Annotated in this window: 16 protein-coding genes; 15 read left to right on the forward strand and 1 reads right to left on the reverse strand. The window is 33.3% G+C overall.

Features of this window, described 5'->3' with window-relative positions; all coding sequences use genetic code 11:
- Positions 1–162: 162 nt before the first annotated feature.
- From G9F72_RS09855 to G9F72_RS09890, 8 genes are all read left to right on the forward strand, one after another.
- Positions 163–717, forward strand: coding sequence for a biotin transporter BioY (locus G9F72_RS09855; protein ID WP_164956258.1), 555 nt, complete (start codon positions 163–165; stop codon positions 715–717).
- Between the two features lie 27 nt (positions 718–744).
- Positions 745–1,728, forward strand: coding sequence for a biotin synthase BioB (gene bioB / locus G9F72_RS09860; RefSeq protein ID WP_164956259.1), 984 nt, complete (start codon positions 745–747; stop codon positions 1,726–1,728).
- Complete coding sequence (gene bioD / locus G9F72_RS09865; protein ID WP_164956260.1) at positions 1,721–2,446, forward strand: dethiobiotin synthase; 726 nt, start codon at positions 1,721–1,723, stop codon at positions 2,444–2,446. Before bioB ends, bioD begins: the two co-directional genes overlap by 8 nt.
- A 21-nt stretch (positions 2,447–2,467) precedes the next feature.
- Positions 2,468–3,832, forward strand: coding sequence for an adenosylmethionine--8-amino-7-oxononanoate transaminase (gene bioA, locus G9F72_RS09870; protein WP_164956261.1), 1,365 nt, complete (start codon positions 2,468–2,470; stop codon positions 3,830–3,832).
- Positions 3,833–4,225: 393 nt separating this feature from the next.
- The gene (locus G9F72_RS09875; protein ID WP_164956262.1) at positions 4,226–5,467 is read left to right on the forward strand and encodes a DUF3798 domain-containing protein; all 1,242 of its coding nucleotides are present in this window, start codon (positions 4,226–4,228) and stop codon (positions 5,465–5,467) included.
- 138 nt (positions 5,468–5,605) lie between these two features.
- Entirely contained in the window at positions 5,606–7,231 is a 1,626-nt protein-coding gene (locus G9F72_RS09880; protein WP_164956263.1) for a sugar ABC transporter ATP-binding protein, read from the forward strand.
- Positions 7,219–8,253, forward strand: a complete 1,035-nt coding sequence (locus G9F72_RS09885) for an ABC transporter permease subunit (RefSeq protein ID WP_164956264.1) — start codon at positions 7,219–7,221, stop codon at positions 8,251–8,253. The genes G9F72_RS09880 and G9F72_RS09885 overlap by 13 nt, the downstream gene beginning before the upstream one ends.
- Positions 8,254–8,256: 3 nt before the next feature.
- The gene (locus tag G9F72_RS09890) at positions 8,257–9,366 is read left to right on the forward strand and encodes an ABC transporter permease subunit (RefSeq protein ID WP_164956265.1); all 1,110 of its coding nucleotides are present in this window, start codon (positions 8,257–8,259) and stop codon (positions 9,364–9,366) included.
- 91 nt (positions 9,367–9,457) lie between these two features.
- Here G9F72_RS09890 and G9F72_RS09895 read toward each other — a convergent pair whose 3' ends face one another.
- Positions 9,458–10,879 (reverse strand): sensor domain-containing diguanylate cyclase, encoded by a 1,422-nt coding sequence (locus G9F72_RS09895; protein WP_164956266.1) that lies wholly within the window; start codon positions 10,877–10,879, stop codon positions 9,458–9,460.
- Positions 10,880–11,124: 245 nt separating this feature from the next.
- Between G9F72_RS09895 and G9F72_RS09900 the strand changes: the two genes are divergently transcribed.
- The 7 genes from G9F72_RS09900 (at position 11,125) to gntK (ending at position 19,984) form a co-directional block, all read left to right on the forward strand.
- Positions 11,125–11,730, forward strand: coding sequence for a TetR/AcrR family transcriptional regulator (locus G9F72_RS09900; protein WP_164956267.1), 606 nt, complete (start codon positions 11,125–11,127; stop codon positions 11,728–11,730).
- A gap of 11 nt (positions 11,731–11,741) precedes the next feature.
- A complete protein-coding gene (locus G9F72_RS09905; RefSeq protein ID WP_164956268.1) occupies positions 11,742–12,446 on the forward strand; it encodes an ABC transporter ATP-binding protein in 705 nt (234 codons plus the stop codon).
- Between the two features lies 1 nt (position 12,447).
- Positions 12,448–15,621 carry an FtsX-like permease family protein gene (locus tag G9F72_RS09910; protein WP_164956269.1) on the forward strand — a complete coding sequence of 1,058 codons (3,174 nt, stop codon included), beginning with the start codon at positions 12,448–12,450 and terminating at the stop codon, positions 15,619–15,621.
- A 227-nt stretch (positions 15,622–15,848) separates the two neighbouring features.
- Positions 15,849–16,484, forward strand: coding sequence for a phosphoribosyltransferase (locus G9F72_RS09915; protein WP_224676056.1), 636 nt, complete (start codon positions 15,849–15,851; stop codon positions 16,482–16,484).
- 3 nt (positions 16,485–16,487) lie between these two features.
- On the forward strand, positions 16,488–17,291 hold the full coding sequence (locus G9F72_RS09920) for a Cof-type HAD-IIB family hydrolase (RefSeq protein WP_164956270.1): 804 nt from the start codon (positions 16,488–16,490) through the stop codon (positions 17,289–17,291).
- A 136-nt stretch (positions 17,292–17,427) separates the two neighbouring features.
- Positions 17,428–18,276: a MurR/RpiR family transcriptional regulator gene (locus tag G9F72_RS09925; RefSeq protein ID WP_164956271.1), complete on the forward strand. Its 849-nt coding sequence runs from the start codon at positions 17,428–17,430 to the stop codon at positions 18,274–18,276.
- 184 nt (positions 18,277–18,460) lie between these two features.
- A complete protein-coding gene (gntK, locus tag G9F72_RS09930; protein ID WP_164956272.1) occupies positions 18,461–19,984 on the forward strand; it encodes a gluconokinase in 1,524 nt (507 codons plus the stop codon).

Here is a 19,984-nt window from a genome sequence, read left to right on the forward strand (position 1 = left end):
GTATTTCAAATAATATATCAAAAATATTACATTTAAGCATGAAAAAAATAACTAATAATTTCAATTGTAAACATTAAAGTAATTAATGGTTTACAATTAACGAATATTGGATTACTATTAGTATGTATTAGTATGTATTAGTGGTATTAAGGAGGAACATTTATGAAAAACACAAGAAATTTAATTTTAGTAGCTATGTTTGCAGCTTTAACAGCAATTGGAGCTTTTATTAAGGTGCCAATACCATACGTACCTTTTACCCTTCAATATCTGTTTTGTGCATTAGCTGGTTTAATTTTAGGTTCAAAATTAGGTGCATTATCACAAATAGTCTATGTTGCTATTGGACTTTGCGGTGCGCCCGTATTTACTGAAGGTGGGGGTATAGGTTATATATTTAAACCTACTTTTGGATATCTTATTGGGTTCATAGTAGCGGCCTATGTCATAGGTAAAATAAGAGAGAATGTTATTGAATTAACTTTTTTTAAGACCATACTTACACTGCTTTTGGGTCTATTTTTTATATATTTGTTTGGAGTTGTATATTTATATATTAGTTATAATTTATACCTAGGAAAAAATGTTTCTTTTTATTTTGCATTTTTCTATGGCTTTGTGGTTTGCATAGCTGGAGATTTGGTACTTACAGTTTTTGCGGCCTATATTTCAATGAAACTAATACCCGTATTAAGAAAAAGTGGATATATCGATTAAGAAACAATAAGAGTGGAGGAGTACGACATGAAAGAATTTATTAGGAGTATAGAGGAAAAGGTTATAGAAGGCCTCGCTGTAAGCTTTGAAGATACAATGAAATTAGCGGGCATTGAAGAAAAAGAGGATATAGTATTATTATGTATTAGTGCTAATAAAGTGCGAGAGTTTTTTTGTGGTAAGGAGGTAGACCTTTGCACCATAATGAATGCAAAATCAGGACGCTGTACTGAGGACTGCAAATTCTGCGCGCAATCTGCTCATTATAAAACCAATGTAGAAGTGTATGGATTAGTTTCAAAAGATGATGCTTTAAAGCTGGCAAGGGAAAATCAAAATGAGGGTGTAAATAGATTTTCCTTAGTGACAAGTGGAAGAGGAACTACTGGCAATGATTTTGAAAAGATTTTAGATATGTATGAGGAGTTAAATAAGGAAGTGAAAATAGATTTATGTGCTTCACTTGGGATATTGAGATATGAGCAACTGCTTAAGTTAAAACAGACGGGAATAACAATGTATCATCATAACCTAGAAACTAGTAGAGAATACTATGAAAACATATGTACAACTCACAGTTATGATGAAAGAATAGATACTATAAATGCAGCCAAGAGGGCTGGAATGCTTGTTTGCTGTGGTGGAATTATTGGACTTGGGGAAAGTTTTGAAGATAGAATTAAGCTAGCTTTGACCTTAAGGGATTTAGGCATTAAATCTATTCCTATAAATGTATTGAATCCAATTGTGGGTACACCACTAGAAAATGCAGAAAGCTTAAGTCAGGAGGAAATACTAAAAACTATTGCCATATTCAGATTGGTTAATCCTAAAGCTCTTATAAGACTTGCTGGTGGAAGAAATCTCATAGAAAAATTTGGTGAAAAATGTTTTAATGCAGGAGCCAATGCTACAATCACTGGAAACTATCTAACAACATCAGGTAATAAAATATGTGATGATAAGAAAATGGTAAGGGAATTAAAGCTGGAGGTTAGAAAAAATGGCTAAGGGAGTATTTATAGTTGGAACAGATACTGATGTGGGTAAAACTGTTGTAACTGCAGGAATTATGCATGTGATGAGGAGTAATGGGTATAATGCTGCTTATTTTAAGGCAGCATTAAGCGGGGCAATTGAAGTAGGTAATGAGCTTATTCCTGGTGATGCTAAGCTTGCTTGTGAAGTGAGTAATTTAGAAGAAGCCTACGTTAATATAACACCCTATGTTTATAAGGCCGCGGTTTCTCCTCATCTTGCTGCAAAGATTGAGAAGAAGACTATTGATTTAGATGTAGTAAGAGAAAGATACAATTATTTAAAGGAAAAATATGATTATATAATTGCTGAAGGTAGCGGCGGAATAATATGTCCATTGATAGATGATAAAAGAGGATTATACGCCCTTGAAAATCTTATTGTGGATTTAAATATGAGTGTTATTATTGTGGCAAGAGCTGGGGTCGGAACAATTAATCATACAGTTCTGACTGTTAAATATATAGAATCTATAGGGATTAAGATCAAAGGAATTATAATAAACAATTATATAGAAAATATGATTTGCAATGACAATATTAAGATGATAGAAAAACTTGCGAAAGTGCCGATTATAGGCAAGTTTAAAAATATTGAAGGCTTAAAGGATCACATGGTACAAGCTATAAGGATAAATGCAGAAGTGGCTTTTGATGTTAGTACTATAGAAAAATGTATGGATCAATTATAATGTGAAAGTTGAGGTAAATGTATGAATAGTTATGTAGAAAAGGATTTGAAATATATATGGCATCCTTGTTCACAAATGAAGGACTATGAGGAGCTTAATCCAATAGTTATTGAAAAAGGCAAAGGGGTTTGGCTTTATGATATTGACGGAAATAGATATTTAGACTGCATATCATCTTGGTGGACAAATACTCTAGGACATAGTAATAAGAGAATTAATGAGGCCATAAAAAAACAGATAGATAGCATTGAACATGTTATATTTGCAAATTTCTCAAATAAACCTGCTATAGAGCTTGCGGAAAAATTGGTAGATATAACACCAGACAAGCTTACAAAAGTGTTTTTCTCTGATAATGGATCCTCAGCGGTGGAAATAGCATTAAAGATGAGTTTTCATTATAATATGCAAAAGGGAAGTACTAAAAAGAAAAGGTTCGTAGCTCTAAGCGATGCATACCATGGAGAAACTTTAGGGGCCTTGTCAGTTTGTGATATAGATGAGTTTAATATGGTATATAAGCCTCTCCTTTTAGATACATTCAGAGTAGAAGGGCCAGATTGCTATAGGTGTAAATATGATTTTAATAGAGAAAATTGTAATGCTGAGTGCTTTGGAGATATGAAAAAGTGTTTAACAGAAAATCATGAGGATATAAGTGCAGTAATAGTTGAACCTATGGTTCAAGGTGCTGCAGGTATGAAGATTTATTCCCCTATTTATTTAAAAAAGCTTCGAGAGCTTTGTGATAAATATGATGTACATCTCATTGCAGATGAGATTGCAATGGGTTTCGGTAGAACTGGCGAGATGTTTGCTTGTAATCATGCTCAAATATCTCCAGACTTTATGTGTCTTTCAAAAGGAATTTCAGCTGGATATATGCCTATGTCAGTGGTAATGACTACAGATGAAGTATATGATAGTTTCTATGGGGATTATAAAGAACGGAAATCATTTATTCACAGTCATACTTACGCAGGTAATGCAATGGGCTGTGCCATTGCATTAGAAAACCTAAAAATATTTGAAGAAGACAATATTATAGAAAAAAATATAGAAAAAGGTCAACTTATAAGAAAACTTACATTAGAAAAGGCGGAAGGGTTAAAGCATGTAGGCGAAGTAAGAAGTATAGGAATGATAACAGCTATGGAAATAGTAAAAGATAAGGAAACAAAGGAAAGCTATCCTTGGGATATGAGAGTAGGATACGCGATTTACAAAATTGCACTTAGAAAAGGATTAGTACTTAGACCTATAGGAAATGTACTATATTTTATTCCTCCATACGTTATACATCAAGAGGAAATAGAATTTATGGTGAATACTTGCTTTCAAAGTATAGAAGAATATTTTCAGAGAACAGGGGTAAAAACATTGTAATATCAATTATTTAATGCTGATGGAGTTGTAATGTCAGCAGCTTTCATACTTTCAGGCATATTTGCTGCATTAGTATAGTTATGTATAAAGAAAAGCATTCAATCTTTTGTGATTGAGTGCTTTTCTTTATCTATAGAAGAACTAAATGCATAAGTAAAAAAAAATAAAATCATTATAGTGATAAATGGCGAAACTTTTGGTTTGTTTAATATAGTAATATCTTGCATAAAACAAGAAAGAACTAACATATACTTAGTAGAATGAACAATATATAAAGAGACTTGAATGCTGAATTCTTCGTAAAATTAATTCCTTTTAAGGGGGAGCTATTAGACTTAGAATTTTTGTATTATAAATGAGCTTTGCTCTGAAAAATAAAAAGGGGGATTCTAGATGTTAAAAAGGTCATTAGCAATCGGTTTAAGTTTAATTCTAACATTTGGCATGGTAGGGTGCGCAAAAAAAACACCTACAACACCTGCGCCTACAACAGCACCACCTGCTGTAACTGAGACGAAAAAGATGCATATTGGTATTGTTACTGGTACTGTATCACAAGGTGAGGATGAACTGCGTGGGGCTGAAGCAATGATTGCAAAGTATGGCGATGCTGCTTCCGGCGGAATGATAAAACATGTTACGTATCCAGATAATTTTACGCAAGAGCTAGAAACTACTATTGGAACAATTACTGGACTCGCAGATGATGCAGACATGAAGGTAATCGTAGTAAACCAAGCAGTTCCAGGTACTGTTGCAGCGTTTAAACAAATTCGTGAAAAAAGACCTGATATATTACTTTTGGCTAATTCTTCTCAAGAAGATACTGCTATGATTGAAGCAGCTTCCGATTTGGTTGTGGATCCTGATAACGTAAACCGTGGATATCTTATGATTTTAGCCGCTAAGAAAATGGGTGCAAAAACCTTCGTTCATATTTCTTTCCCAAGACACATGAGTATAGAACTTCTTTCACTAAGAAGAAATATTATGGAGCAAGCTTGTAAAGACTTAGGACTTAAATTTGTATTTGAAACAGCTCCAGATCCAACGAGTGACATTGGAATTCCAGGAGCACAACAATTTATTCTTGAAAAAATGCCTGCATGGGTTGAAAAATATGGAAAAGATACAGCGTTTTTCTGTACAAATGATGCTCAAACAGAACCATTGTTAAAACGTGTTGCGGAACTGGGTGCGATATTTGTTGAACCAGATCTTCCTTCACCAATAATGGGATATCCAGGAGCATTTGGTATAGATCTAAAAGCAGAAGCTGGAAACTGGCCTGAGATTCTTAAAAAAGTTGAAGCAACAGTAGTTGCTAAAGGTGGATCAGGAAGAATGGGTACATGGGCATTCTCCTATGGATACACAGCTTCTGAAGGCTTAGTAGAGTATGGTAAGAATGTAGTAGAAGGTACAATGCAAAAAGGTAATCTTGCTGATGTAATAAAGGCATTTGGTGCATATACACCAGGAGCTGAGTGGAATGGTTCACTGTATTTAGATAGAGTTACTAGTAAAGAGATTTCCAACCACGTAATGGTTTATCAAGATACTTATGTATTTGGAAAAGGATACCTAGGAAATAGTAAAGAAGAAGTTCCAGCAAAATATAAAGATATAAAATAAGTGAAAAATATTGAGTATTGAGAATATTCTATTTAGACTGTTCTGAGTTATTATTATAACCAAATGAGTGTGAATTGCTTTGCCTTTATATGTGTGCAAAGCAATTCTCCTTATGTTGGGTCATAAGAGGTGAATTTATTGTCTACAGAAAATGTACTACTTAAAGTAGAAGGTGTTGGCAAAGAATATGACGGAAACAGGGTGCTTAAAGATATAAATTTCACACTTGAAAAAGGAAAAATATTGGGACTTGTAGGAGAGAATGGAGCAGGCAAATCTACATTGATGAATATCTTATTTGGAATGAAGGTGATTTCTGAAACTGGTGGATACGAAGGTGCTGTTTATTTAAATGGAGAGAAAATTAAATTTAAAAGCCCTGTGGATGCATTAAAGGCAGGAATAGGAATGGTACACCAAGAATTTTCACTAATTCCTGGGTTTACGGTAGGAGAGAATGTACTTCTTAACATGGAAAAGACCAAGAAAAGCTTGATTTCAAAGCTCCTAGGTAAACGGGTGGAAACTATGGATTTACCAGAAATTCGAAAGAGTGCTCAAAAGGCAATAGATACATTGGGAGTTCAGCTAGATACGGAAACTTTGGTATCCGAGATGCCAGTTGGACATAAGCAATTTATAGAAATAGCACGTGAAATTGACAGAAGTCAGGTTAAGCTTATTGTTTTAGATGAGCCAACTGCAGTACTTACAGAATCTGAAGCTGAGATCCTACTTAAATCAATGAGACTGCTGGCAGATATAGGTATTTCTATTGTATTTATATCCCACAGACTTCGTGAAATAACATCTATTTGCGATACTATTGTTGTACTTCGTGATGGATTAGTTGTGGTAGAGTCACCAGCAGAGAGTGTGAATGTAAGGCAGATTGCTGAATGGATGGTAGGTAGAGATGTTGATGAAGATGCCACACATATAAAACCCATAGTAAAAATTGACGAAAAGGATATAATTTTCGAAACTAGAAATCTCTGGGTGGACATGCCTGGTGAAACAATTAAAAATGTGTCATTAAAGGTACGTAGAGGTGAAATATTAGGCATTGGTGGTCTTGCAGGGCAAGGCAAGCTTGGAATTCCAAACGGAATTATGGGACTTTTTGCGAGCGGTGGGGAGATTTTCTTTGAGGGTAAACCACTCCATTTAAACAATACGCTAAATGCTCTACAAAGTGGCATAGCGTTTGTATCTGAGGACCGTAGAGGTGTTGGACTACTTTTAGATGAACCTATTGACTGGAATATTGCGTTTAATGCCATGCAAGTTCAAAATAAATTCCTAAAAAGTTATTTGGGGGGGGCGATTAAGTGGCGAGACGAGAAAGCTATGAAAACATGCGCAATGGAATATATAAAGTCACTAGAAATTCGGTGTACTAGCCAGCGTCAATTAGCAAGGAATCTTTCGGGCGGGAATCAACAGAAGGTTTGTCTAGCAAAGGCATTCGCTATGAATCCAAAACTATTATTCGTCTCTGAGCCTACCCGTGGTATTGATGTTGGAGCAAAAAAATTAGTTTTAGATGCATTAAGAAAATATAACGAAGAAAACAACACAACTATAGTTATAATATCCTCAGAACTGGAAGAACTTAGATCTATTAGTGATAGGATAGCTATTGTTTGTGAAGGAAAAATATTTGGTATTCTGCCACCAGATGCGCCAGTAATTGATTTTGGGTTATTAATGGCCGGAGAATTTAAGATAAACGAAGAGGGGGAAAAAATATGGCTCAGATAAATAAATTCATCAAAAACTTTGGATGGGCCCGCATCATCATTGCCATTTTCCTGCTAATATTATTTATTATTGCTCCTATTTTCGGGGTAAGGGTCGATACATCTTTAAATGATGTTATTGTGCGTTTTGGTATGAGTGGTATCATGGTACTTTCTATGGTGCCTATGATACAATCAGGATGCGGGCTGAACTTTGGTGTTCCAGTTGGCCTTATATCAGGAATGATGGGAGCTGTGGTGAGCCTAGAGTTTAATCTTACAGGTATGGCAGGGATTGGAGTAGCCATTCTAGTTGGCCTTGCTATGGCCGCAGTTTTGGGTTTTCTTTATGGATTGCTTTTAAATCGTGTTAAAGGTGATGAAATGATTATAGCCACATATGTGGGTTTCTCATTCATATTTTTAATGAACATAATGTGGCTCAAACTTCCCTTTAAAAATCCAGCAAGTGTTATGGGTTTCAAAGGTGAGGGACTTAGGACCACAATTAGTATTGAAGAGTACTGGATACATGTACTTAGTGATATCTTAAAAATTCCTGTTTCAAAATATCTAATTATCCCTACAGGAATGATTTTATTTTTTATTATTATGTGTTTGATAGTTTGGGGCTTTTTTAAAACAAAGCTTGGCACTGCTATTACAGCAGTGGGCTCTAATCCAGATTATGCAAGGGCTTCAGGAATTAATATTAATAAAATGAGAGTAGTATCAGTAATGCTGTCAACAATGATAGCAGCAGTTGGTATGATTGCTTTTGAGCAAGGCTTTGGTTTTGTTCAAATGTACAATGGACCCTCAGCGTTTGTCTTTCCATCGGTGGCAGCTGTTCTCCTTGGAGGTGCTTCAGTTAACAAAGCAACCATCACCAATGTAGTTATTGGAACATTTTTGTTTCAAGGTATTTTGACAATGACGCCGTCAGTCATAAACAGTGCGATCAATATTGACGTATCTGAAATCATCCGAATAATAGTTTCTAACGGATTGATTGTATATGCACTGACTCGGAAAGGGAGGTAGGTCATGAAATTTGATAAGAAAAAAATAGGTCCATTACTTACGGGTAGTGTTGTGCCATTAATGTTTTTAATCATCAGCATAATAGCAATACCGCTTTCGGGGTATTCTGGAGGTTTTTTGGTGGATCAGATTATAACCAGGCTGGCAAGAAACTCTTTCCTAGTATTATCACTGCTGCTTCCTATTATGGCAGGAATGGGTATCAACTTTGGGATGGTTTTAGGTGCTATGGCAGGTCAAATTGGATTGATATTTATTACTGACTGGGGTATTACAGGAGCTCCAGGGATACTCCTTGCGGCACTTGTTGCAGCTCCTATAGCAATAGGCCTTGGATATTTTTGTGGTGTGGTACTAAATAGGGCTAAAGGCCGTGAAATGGTTACTGGCATGATTCTAGGTTTTTTTATTCTTGGTGTTTATCAATTCTTTCTTTTATACATGTGCGGAAATGTAATTCCATTTAAGACTAGTTCACTGCTGCTTTCTAAAGGGTATGGTGTACGTAATGCCTTGAACTTGGGTGTAGCTAAAGGATTTGATAAACTAATTTTAATAAATATAAATGGTATAAATATTCCGGTTGGAACCTTTTTGATTATAGGTTTGATTTGTGTCTTCACTGTTTGGTTTAGAAAAACAAAACTGGGTCAGGATATGAGAGCTGTAGGACTTGACATGAATGTATCTGATACTGCAGGAATTGCTGTTGATAAGACACGTATTCAGTCCATCATAATTTCAACAGTCCTTGCTTGCTTTGGACAAATAATTTATCTGCAAAATATAGGAACTATGAACACCTATAATGGAGCAGATCAAGCAGGCCTTTTTGCAGCTGCATCACTTTTAGTTGGTGGTGCAACGGTTACTAAAGCTTCTATCCCAAATGCCATTATTGGTACTGCACTGTTTCATTTGATGTTTATAGTTATGCCTATGGCAGGCAAAAACATTACTGGGTCGGCTATGATTGGGGAATACTTGCGTATGTTTATATCCTATGGAGTTATTACTATAGCGCTAGTTCTACATGCTTGGAAACGTCAAAAGGATAAAGATATGGAAAGGCATAGTTTTCAGCTAGACATGGAAAAACAGTCTAGTAAATAGGAAATGTGTTAGTATAGTTTGTATGAAAGAAATAAGCCTTAGAGTGAGAAGTAATCTTCAAGCTCTGGGGCTTATATTTTAGTTTGACTTTTTATCTTTGAAGCTTATCTTTTTCATTAAATTTGTTTTTATAATTCTGCTTATATTCATACATATTCTTATCTGCAATTCTTATCAACTCATTATAGTCAGTTGCATTATGGGGGAAGCTTGAAATGCCATAGCTAAAGCTACAGATAATTTTATTTCCTTCAAAAAGTATAGGATTATCAGCGAATTCTTTGATTATGTCTTCTAATCTATGGATTAGGTCTTGCAAATTATCTCCCGAAAAAACTGCAACAAATTCATCTCCGCCAAAACGCGCAAATATATCTGAAACCCTAATATTATTGCTTAAACCACTAGCAAAGATTTTAATTAATTCATCGCCTGCTAGATGGCCATATGTATCATTAATAGGCTTTAAGGCATTTATATCAAAGATTACCACAAAAAAATTTTCATTACATGTTTTAGCCTTAGTAAAGGCTATGTTAAATAATTCTTCAAAATATCTTCTATTATATACATTTGTTAATTTGTCATATCTGGATAAGTACACTGTTTCTTCATAAAGCGCATACTTAGCAATACCAAGCTCAATTTGCTTTTTCAAATATCCCATTACTTCTAAATCAGATTCATCAAAAGCATTATTATCTGTGCTGTCAACATTTATTAGTGCATATAATCGATTATCTAAAAGAATTGGAGTACTAATAGAAGATTCCACCTTAATACTAAGGGTATTTTCTAAAACCTTAGTATATTTATTGAAGTTTAGTTTCTGAATATCATTAATAATAACAGCTTTATCTAAATTACCCACCACTGCGTTCCAAAAAAAAGAATCTTTTAGCTTAAGTGTGAATTCTTCAGATAGATTATTATCATAACCACTGCTTGCGATAATTTTTAAGTTTTCCTCTGCATTTAGAACTAATACACAACCAAGAACACGATTATCCAGTGCCTGCATTACTTTTTCTAAAAGTAATATAAATAATTCTTTAATATCATTTATTTGAAGGAGAGCATGATTTATATCTAGCATGGATTCTTTTAGGTTTAACAGTTTATTTATTTTATTTTCCATACACTTCCGCTGTGTAATATCAACCATGTTACCTACAATTCCTTTTACTATGCCTTCTTTGTTTACATTGGTTCCCTTGGTAAAGAGAATGTCATGTATTGATCCGTCTGAATATTTTACTCGTGCTTCATAAACTTGTTTTCCTTTGGACTGCATTAATTTCATATCTGCACTATAATAAACATCTGCCAAATCTTTTGGGCTTATATCATAAACAGTATGTCCAATAACTTCTTCTTTTTTTAACCCTAAATACTCTATAAAAGCAATATTGCAATGTGTGTATATTCCCTTCTCATCCTTATAGAAAATTGGGTTAGGGATGCTATCAATAAGAGTTTGCAGAAAGTTAGCATCACTTTCTTTTAAAGCCAATGGGAGTTGTTTATTATTGTAAGAGTTAGAGGTGGTCGAGAAATTTCCTTTTTTTCTATGAAAAAAACGGGGGTGCTTATGCTGACGGATAAAAATTCCTCCTCTGAAACTACGATTTAGAAATACTTATAATTTTTATTATATTTCCAGTAATTATAGTTGTCAAGTTAAAAAATCTTTCCATTATTGGTATTGAAGTTTTATTTTAAATAGAGTATACTACAAAAGAGAACGGAGGTTTTCTAATGCAATATTTGAAATATGAAGTTAGAAAAAATATAGTAGAAGAATCGCTAAAGGAATTTAAAGAAATGGGCTACAAAGGTACATCAATAAGGAATATAGCTGTGAATTCTCAAACATCTGTAGGAAACTTTTATAAATATTTTCATAGTAAGGATGACTTGTATGAAAAATTAATTGGCTCTGTGTATGAAAGATTAATGGATTACATTAATCAATTTAATAAAGTAGAAATAAACGAAAAGGCAGATGAAATTTTTTATGAATTAATGGAAAAAATAATGGAGATATTTAAAGGGAGCAGCACAGAAATTACAATATTACTTAATAAAAGCGAAGGATCTAAGTATGAAAATTGTAAAAAAACCTTTGTCGATTTCATAACTAGAATAGTCTCTGAGAAAATGAAATATGAGCTATTACTCCAGGGGAAAAAACTTAAAAATAATTTTATTATATATCTAATGTCCTATAATCTTGTGGAGAGCATTTCTATAATACTTAGAGAAAAAGAGGATGGGGGAGAAGTGAGAAAGCTTATCCTTGATATAATAGATATATTTTATAGTAATATTATAGGCAAGCTAGATTGTGAAAATATTGATTAGGAGATAAAAAAATGAAAAATTTTATAGAACTAAAAAATGTGAAAAAAACTTACCACATGGGAGAAGTTATTATTAAAGCAGTAGATGATGTTTCATTTTCTATAGAAGAGGGTGAATTTGTAGTAGTTATTGGCGCTAGTGGTGCAGGAAAAACCACAATACTTAACCTTTTAGGAGGTATGGATCAGGTTACAAGTGGAAATATCCTTGTAGATGGTAATGAGATAAGCGAATATAATAAAAAAATGCTTACAAAGTATAGACGTGACGAAATAGGTTTTGTATTTCAGTTTTATAATTTAGTACAAAATTTAAATGCCATTGAGAATGTAGAGCTTGCAGTTGAAATATGTAAAAATCCAATGAATCCTGTAGATGTGCTTAATAATGTGGGACTCAAAGATAGAATGCAAAATTTTCCTTCCCAGCTTTCTGGAGGAGAACAGCAAAGGGTTTCCATAGCAAGAGCTTTAGCTAAAAATCCTAAATTGCTTCTTTGTGATGAGCCTACAGGTGCATTGGATTATAATACTGGTAAATCAATACTTAAACTATTATCCGATACATCAAAAAAACATGGAATGACAGTTATAGTTATTACGCATAATTCTGCTATAACTCCTATTGCAGACAAAATAATAACATTAAGAAGTGGTAAAGTTGAGAGTGTAGTTAAAAATAATAATCCAATGTCCATAGAAAAATTGGAGTGGTAAAATGAAAAAAACATTTTTTAAAAACTTATTTAGGGATGTAAAACACACACTTTCAAGGTTTTTATCTATAGTAATAATTATTGCAATGGGAGTAGCTTTTTATGCTGGTATTAGAGCAACTAGTCCTGATATGAAAATATCAGCAGATTCTTATTTTAATGAAACGGAGTTTATGGATTTTAAATTGATTTCTACACTGGGACTTACTGTGGATGATATAAACCAGGTGGAAAAACTAAAAGATGTAAAAAAGGTGGAGGGCTCCTTCTCAATAGATGCGGTAGTTGAAAAAGATAAACGAGAACTGGTGCTTAATGTTAATTCATTGCCATCTAAAGATGGCATAAATAAGATGAAAATTGTCTCAGGAAGAATGTCTGAAAATAATAATGAAGCCGTAGTGGAGGAAAGATTTTTAAGCGAAAATAATTTTAAATTAGGGGATATTATAGAACTTAAATCCGGCAAAGATACTAAAATAGGGGATGACTTAAAAATAAGCAAATTTAAAATAGTAGGAGCTTCACTGTCACCTCTATATTTATCAGCTCAAAGACAACTAAGCTCTATTGGAAATGGTTCAACTCGTGGATTTATTTATATTAAACCTGAGGTGTTTAAGAGCGAAGTATATACTGAAATATATGTAAAGATTAACAAGGTGGAGTCAAAAGATAGTCTTTTATTAAATGAAGACTATAAAAATGTAGCTGCCGATATACAGCAAAAGCTAAAAGACCTTGGCGTTATAAGAAGTAAAGTTAGGTTTGACCAGGTAGTAGGTGAAGCTCAAAGTAAAATAAATATAGCAGAAGAAAAATTAAATGTGTCTAAAAAAGAAGCAGAGGTTAAATTTGCAGAAGGCTATAAAAAATTAAATGATGCAAAAATTAAAACGGAGCAGGGCAAAGTAGAACTTGCAAGAAATCAAAAGATTTTTAATCAGAAAAAAGCGCAAGGGGAAATTCAAATTGCAGATGGGAAAAAGCAACTTGCTGCAAGTCAAGAGAAACTTAATCTAGGGAAGAAGCAAGCTGCAAATGGGATTTCATCCTCAATGGCATCAAAAGTTGCGGAGGCGAAAAAACAATTAGACTCCGACCCAAGTAATGCAACATATATTGCTCAGTTTAATGGGATAAATTTGATCTATGAAAAAAACATCCAGGGAAAAGATTTTGATAACATGTACAATTCCTTAAAAAATGATGGTGCGTTAGAGCAGATTAAGCCTTATTTTGATATAGAATTGACAAAGAGCAATTTTGACAAGTCACAATCACAAATTGATGCGGGATGGGCTGAATTAATTAAGCAGGAAAAATTGCTTCAAAAGGGAAAGCAAGATCTAGCATCCGGAAGCAAAAAACTTGCAGACGCTGAGAAAGAAATTGCTACAAATACGCAAAAATTAAAGGCTGAAGAAGAAAAAGCCAATGCTAAAATAAATGATGGTTATTTAGAAATTCAAAAGAATAAGGATAAAACTTCCGATATTAAATCTCCAGAGTGGTATGTACTTGGGAGGAGTGCTAACATAGGCTACGAAACCTATAGACAAGATAGTGACAGAATTAATAATATAGGCAAGGCATTTCCACTTATATTTTTTTTGGTTGCAGCTTTAGTTAGTCTTACAACTATGACAAGAATGGTAGGTGAAAATAGAATTGAAATAGGAATTTTTAAAGCACTAGGATATTCAAGAGGGGCTATAGTTTCACACTATTTAATATATGCATTATCAGCCAGTATAACTGGATGTATATTAGGGGTGGCCTTCGGATTTAGACTTTTCCCCCCACTTATTATGAATGCTTATGGCTCACTTTATTCTAATCCCATTTTATTAAATCCATTTAACGTTGAATTAGCACTTCAAGCTTCATTAATCGCTATATTATTTACTGCAGTAGCAGCAGTTGCGGCAACTCTTGAAGAATTGAGGGAAACACCGGCATCGCTAATGAGACCAAAATCACCAAAGGCTGGGAAAACTATATTACTGGAAAGAGCAACCTTTATATGGAAAAGATTAAGCTTTACAAAAAAAGTTACTGCAAGAAATATATTTAGATACAAACAAAGACTTTTCATGACAGTAATAGGAATTGCCGTTTGCACAGGCCTTATGATAACAGGTTTTGGTCTTAAGTCTGGAATAATAGGTGCTGTAGAAAGTCAATTTACGAGTATATATAGATATGATATGCAGTCAACACTTAAGAAAAACATAGATTATAATCAGAAAGCAACCACAGAAAATAAAATAATGGAAGATACCAATGTAAAATCAGTTTTATTTACTTATACAAAGAATGGAACAGTAAATGTTAATAAATCTGGTAGAGAAGATGCATATGTTGTTGTTACAGAACATAAGGAGCAGCTTAATAACTATATTAATCTTACAATGAAAGGGAATACTCTTGCTCTTTCTGAAGATGGTGTAATTATTACAGAAAAGCTATCCAAACTTATGAATAAAAAGATTGGAGACACCTTTGAAATAACACTAAATGATAAAGTGGTAAAAGCTAAAATTTCAGCTATTACGCAGCATTATGTTCAGCATTACATTTATATGAGTTCTGATTATTACAAAAAAATAACTGGGAGTAAACTAGAGTTTAATGGGTTCTATGGACTTTTAAAATCTACCACAGAAAGTTCTGAAAATAGTACCTCAAAGTTATTAACAACCATAAAAGATGTGGGCTCCATAAGTTATAAAAACAACGTACATTTTGATTTCAATAAAACTACAAAAAGTATCAATTCAGTGGTTCTGGTGTTAATAGTGTCTGCGGGAGTTCTTGCTTTTGTTGTAATATTTAATCTTACAAACATAAATATCAATGAACGAAAAAGAGAGCTGTCTACAATTAAACTTTTAGGTTTTTATAATAATGAACTGGCCTTATATATATACCGTGAAAATATTATATTAACGGTTCTAGGAAGCTTAACTGGAATAGCTGTAGGCATGCTTTTAAACAGTTATGTAATCAATACTGCTGAAACCAACGTGATGATGTTTATGAGACACATTGACCCAATTTATTTTCTGTACTCAGTACTAATTACTATATCTTTTTCTATAATTGTGAACTTAGCAATGTACAGAGAATTTGGCAATATAGATATGATCGAGTCACTTAAAAATGCAGAATAATATTAATAGTGCAACTAAAAAAAGCTCGGGAAGTAATCTATATGATTCTCTCCGGGCTTTTTGTAACTATTATTTTTTTGTATGATAGCTGGAAGATGAGCTAGGAGTACTAGAAAAATTTAGGGATAATCTATCTCAATCTTTGGAAGAATAGATATAGAGGTGTACCTTAAAAAATTTGGTAGCCTCATAATAAAAAATTAACATTAAAAGTGTGGTGATGTGAAATGTTGTTTTTAGACAGAATGGATGCAGGTGAAAAGCTAACTAATAGTCTTAGCAAGTTTAAAGATGAAGATGTAATTGTTCTTGCAGTGCCAAGAGGTGGACTCCAAATAGCTTATGATACAATAAAAAGGCTTGGTTTTAAGTGGGATTTGATTATCCCAAGAAAAATAGGTGCACCACATAACAAGGAGTTTGCAATAGGTGCAGTATCTGTGGATGGTAGCTATTTTATAAACCATGATTATGTAAAAATGCTTGGTATTTCACAAGATTATATCGACAAGGAAGTTTCTGAGCAAACAGAGGAAATTAAAAGAAGAATGCAAGAGTACCGTGGAGTGGTGACATTTCCTGAAGTTAAAGATAAAACAGTTATAATTATTGATGATGGTATTGCCACAGGATTTACAATCCTTGCTGTAATAAAGGCTGTTAAAGTGCAAGGAGCCAAAAAGATAATTCTAGCTATTCCTGTAGGTCCTAGGGAAACTATTGAAGAATTTAAAGAGCTTGTTGATGAGGTTATATGCCTATATATACCAGAGGAATTTTATGCAGTAGGTTCATATTATGTGGATTTCCAGCAAGTTACGGATGAGGAAGTATTTAAAATAATGAAGGAATTGAGGGGATAACTTATGGAGTATAAGCTTGTTGCGGTGGATATGGATGGAACCCTTCTTACTCCACAACTCGAGATATCAGAGGAGACTGTAGAAACTATAAATAGAGTTATAGAAAAAAGTGTGATATTCACACTTTCAACAGGAAGAATGTATCTTGCAGCTATACCCTTTGCAAATATGCTTAATCTAGATGTTCCTATAATAACTTGTAATGGAGCCCTTACTAAATGTTCTAGAACGGGAAAAGTATATGATATAAAGAAAATTGATAAAAAACTTTCGTCAAAAGTAATAAAATATTGTGAGGAAGCTGGAATATCCGTAAGTATTTATATGGAAGATGATATATACATTCAAAAGAATAGTGAGAATTTAGATATACACATGCAAATAGATCTGGCAAAACCTCAAATTGTAGTGGATTTTGATTCGCTCTTAGATGGTTCAATTATTAAAATAATGTTTAATAGCAGCGATAAATATAAGCTTGAACAGCATACACGAAAATTATATGAATTATATAAGGAACAACTGAATTTTTATTTTTCATTACCCCATTTTGTTGAGATTGTTCACAAAGAGGCAAATAAGAGAAATGCTCTAGAGAATTTAGCACGTAAATTTAATATAAAAAGAGAAGAAATCATTGCTATGGGAGATAACTTCAATGATAAGGATATGATAGAATACGCAGGCCTTGGAGTTGCAATGGGAAATGCACCTGATTATTTAAAAGAAGTGGCTGAATTTGTAACCCATTCAAATGATGAAGATGGAGTTAGGCATGTTCTAGAAAAGTTTATACTAAACAGATAGCTCTAAACGCTGTTGTGCTTTAAATAGCATAATAGCGTTTTTGCTTACCTAAATAAATATTATATAGTATAATAGAAACACAGTTTGTGCGATGATATAGCAAATAAAGCCAAAAATGCTGTTAGGAGATAAAATAATGAATGATAAAGGCGGTATAGAAAGACTAAGAAATATATATTCAGAACTTAAAGGAACAGAAAAAAGAGTTGGGGAATACATTCTTAAAAACCCTAAGGATATTATCCATTCGTCTATTACAGAACTTGCTGAAAATTGTAAATGTGGTGAAGCCACCGTGTTTAGACTTAGTAAAAAATTAGGGTTTAAAGGATACCAGGATTTGAAGATAAGCATAGCTAGCGAAATTGTAAAACCTCTTGTAAACCTCCATGAAGAAATAAAAGAGAATGACGATACCTTGGTTATAATGCAAAAGATATTTAATTCCACAATAAGTTCTCTTAATGAGACTTTAAGAATAAACGACAGTGCGGAGTTAGATAAGGCTATAGGTTATATTCATAATGCAAAAAGAATAGCTTTTTTTGGTATGGGTGGATCTGCAGCAATAGCGCTTGATGCATATCACAAGTTTATGAGAACCGGGAAATACTGTGTATTTCATGATGATTCACATTTTCAAGCTATGATAAGCTCCATGTATGATGAAAATGATTGCATTCTAGCTATTTCAAATACTGGAAGTAATAAGGAATTAGTAGAGAGCCTCCGAATTGCCAAGGAAAAAGGAGTTAAAATTATATCCGTAACTTCAAATTACAAATCTCCTATATCAAAGGTATCAGATGTGGTTCTCCTATCCTATGGTAAAGAGAATCTATCAAAAAGTGAGGCGATGGATGCAAGAATTAGTGCGTTATCACTTATAGACTGTTTGTTTGTAGGTACTTGTTTAAAGGATAAAGAGAATTATTATAAAGCTTTAGGACAAATAAGAGAAGCAATAGCAAATAAGAGATATTAAAATAAATTTCATACACTCCAAAAGAGTGTATTTTTTTATGCAATTATGAAAATTATTTTCAGAAACCTCTTGATTAAACCTTTACATTATAATATAATAATGAAAAGAGAATAATTTTCATAAAACAGCAATTATATTAATATTTAAGAAGAAAAAGAAAATTTATTTCAAAAGGGAGGAAGTTATGGAATATCTAATTGGACTAGATATTGGAACAAGTAGCACTAAAGCAATTGCCTTTGACCTGCTTGGAAATGTAATTTCAAAGTGCAATATCGGCTATCCTATTTTAAATCCAAAGTCTTCTTGGAGTGAGCAAGATCCAGGCGAGATGTTTGAGGCAGTTATTAATTCTATTAAAAGTGTAGCAAGTGAAAACGCTAAAAAAGGAAATAATCTTCTTGGTGTGAGTTTTAGCTCTGCTATGCACGGAATAATGGCTGTAAATGAAAATGGGGATAAATTAACGGATTGTATTATTTGGGCAGATACTAGAAGTGTGGAATATTCAGAAAGAATAAAGAATAGCAAAATAGGTCACAAGATTTATATGAAAACGGGCACACCAATACACCCAATGTCACCATTATGCAAACTTGCATGGATGAAGGATAATATGGAGCTAATATTTAAAAAAACATATAAATTTATTTCAATTAAAGAATATGTTTTCTATAAACTGTTCCGGAAGTACGTTGTAGATTATTCAATTGCATCTGCTACAGGATTGTTTGATATTTATGACCTTCAATGGAATAAAAATTCATTAGGAGTTGCAGGTATAAGTGAGGACAAGTTATCTACACCAGTATCTACAACCCAGGTTTTTAAGGGTATGGATAAAAAATATGCGGATTTAATGGGAATTGACATAGAAACTCCTTTTATAATTGGGGGGAGCGATGGCTGCCTTGCAAACCTTGGTGCTAATGCTATAAAACCTGGAGATGCTGCAGTAACAATCGGAACAAGTGGAGCTATAAGAATAATAGCAGATAAACCAAAAAATGATGAGAGTGAAAGAATTTTTAGCTATATTCTTACTGAAGATCATTTTGTTCTTGGAGGACCTGTTAATAATGGTGGAATAATATTTAGATGGTTCAGAGATAATTTTTCGAAGATAGAATTAGACCAGGCGGAGACTACAGGCGTTGATTGTTATGAACTATTGACAGCAGAAGCCTCGAAGGTACCCGCAGGAGCAAATGGGTTGATATTTTTGCCATATCTGCTTGGAGAGAGAGCTCCACATTGGGATGCAAACTCCAAGGGGCTTTTCTTCGGAATAAATATTACACATAAGAGGGAACACTTTCTAAGAGCACTACTAGAAGGCGTAATATTTGGTGTTTATAGTGTGGGAAAAGCTTTAGAGGAGACAACTGGTAATATTGATACAATCTATGCTACTGGAGGTTTTGTTAGATCTGAGCTTTGGGTTCAAATGCTAGCAGATGTATTTAATAAAAAGGTAGTAATAGCAGAAAGCTACGAAAGTTCCTGTTTAGGAGCTGTAGTGCTTGGTATGAAGGCAATAGGACTTATAGATAATATTGAAGAAGTAGAAAAATTAGTTCCTATTTCTCAAACATTTAAACCCAATATTGAAAATCATGAAGTTTACATGAAAACTTTTGAAATTTACGAAAGATTATATTTGAAATTAAAGGATGAGTTCGTAAGTATTGGTTTATTACAAAAATAA

This window comes from Clostridium estertheticum, assembly GCF_011065935.2.
GTDB lineage: Bacteria > Bacillota > Clostridia > Clostridiales > Clostridiaceae > Clostridium_AD > Clostridium_AD estertheticum_A.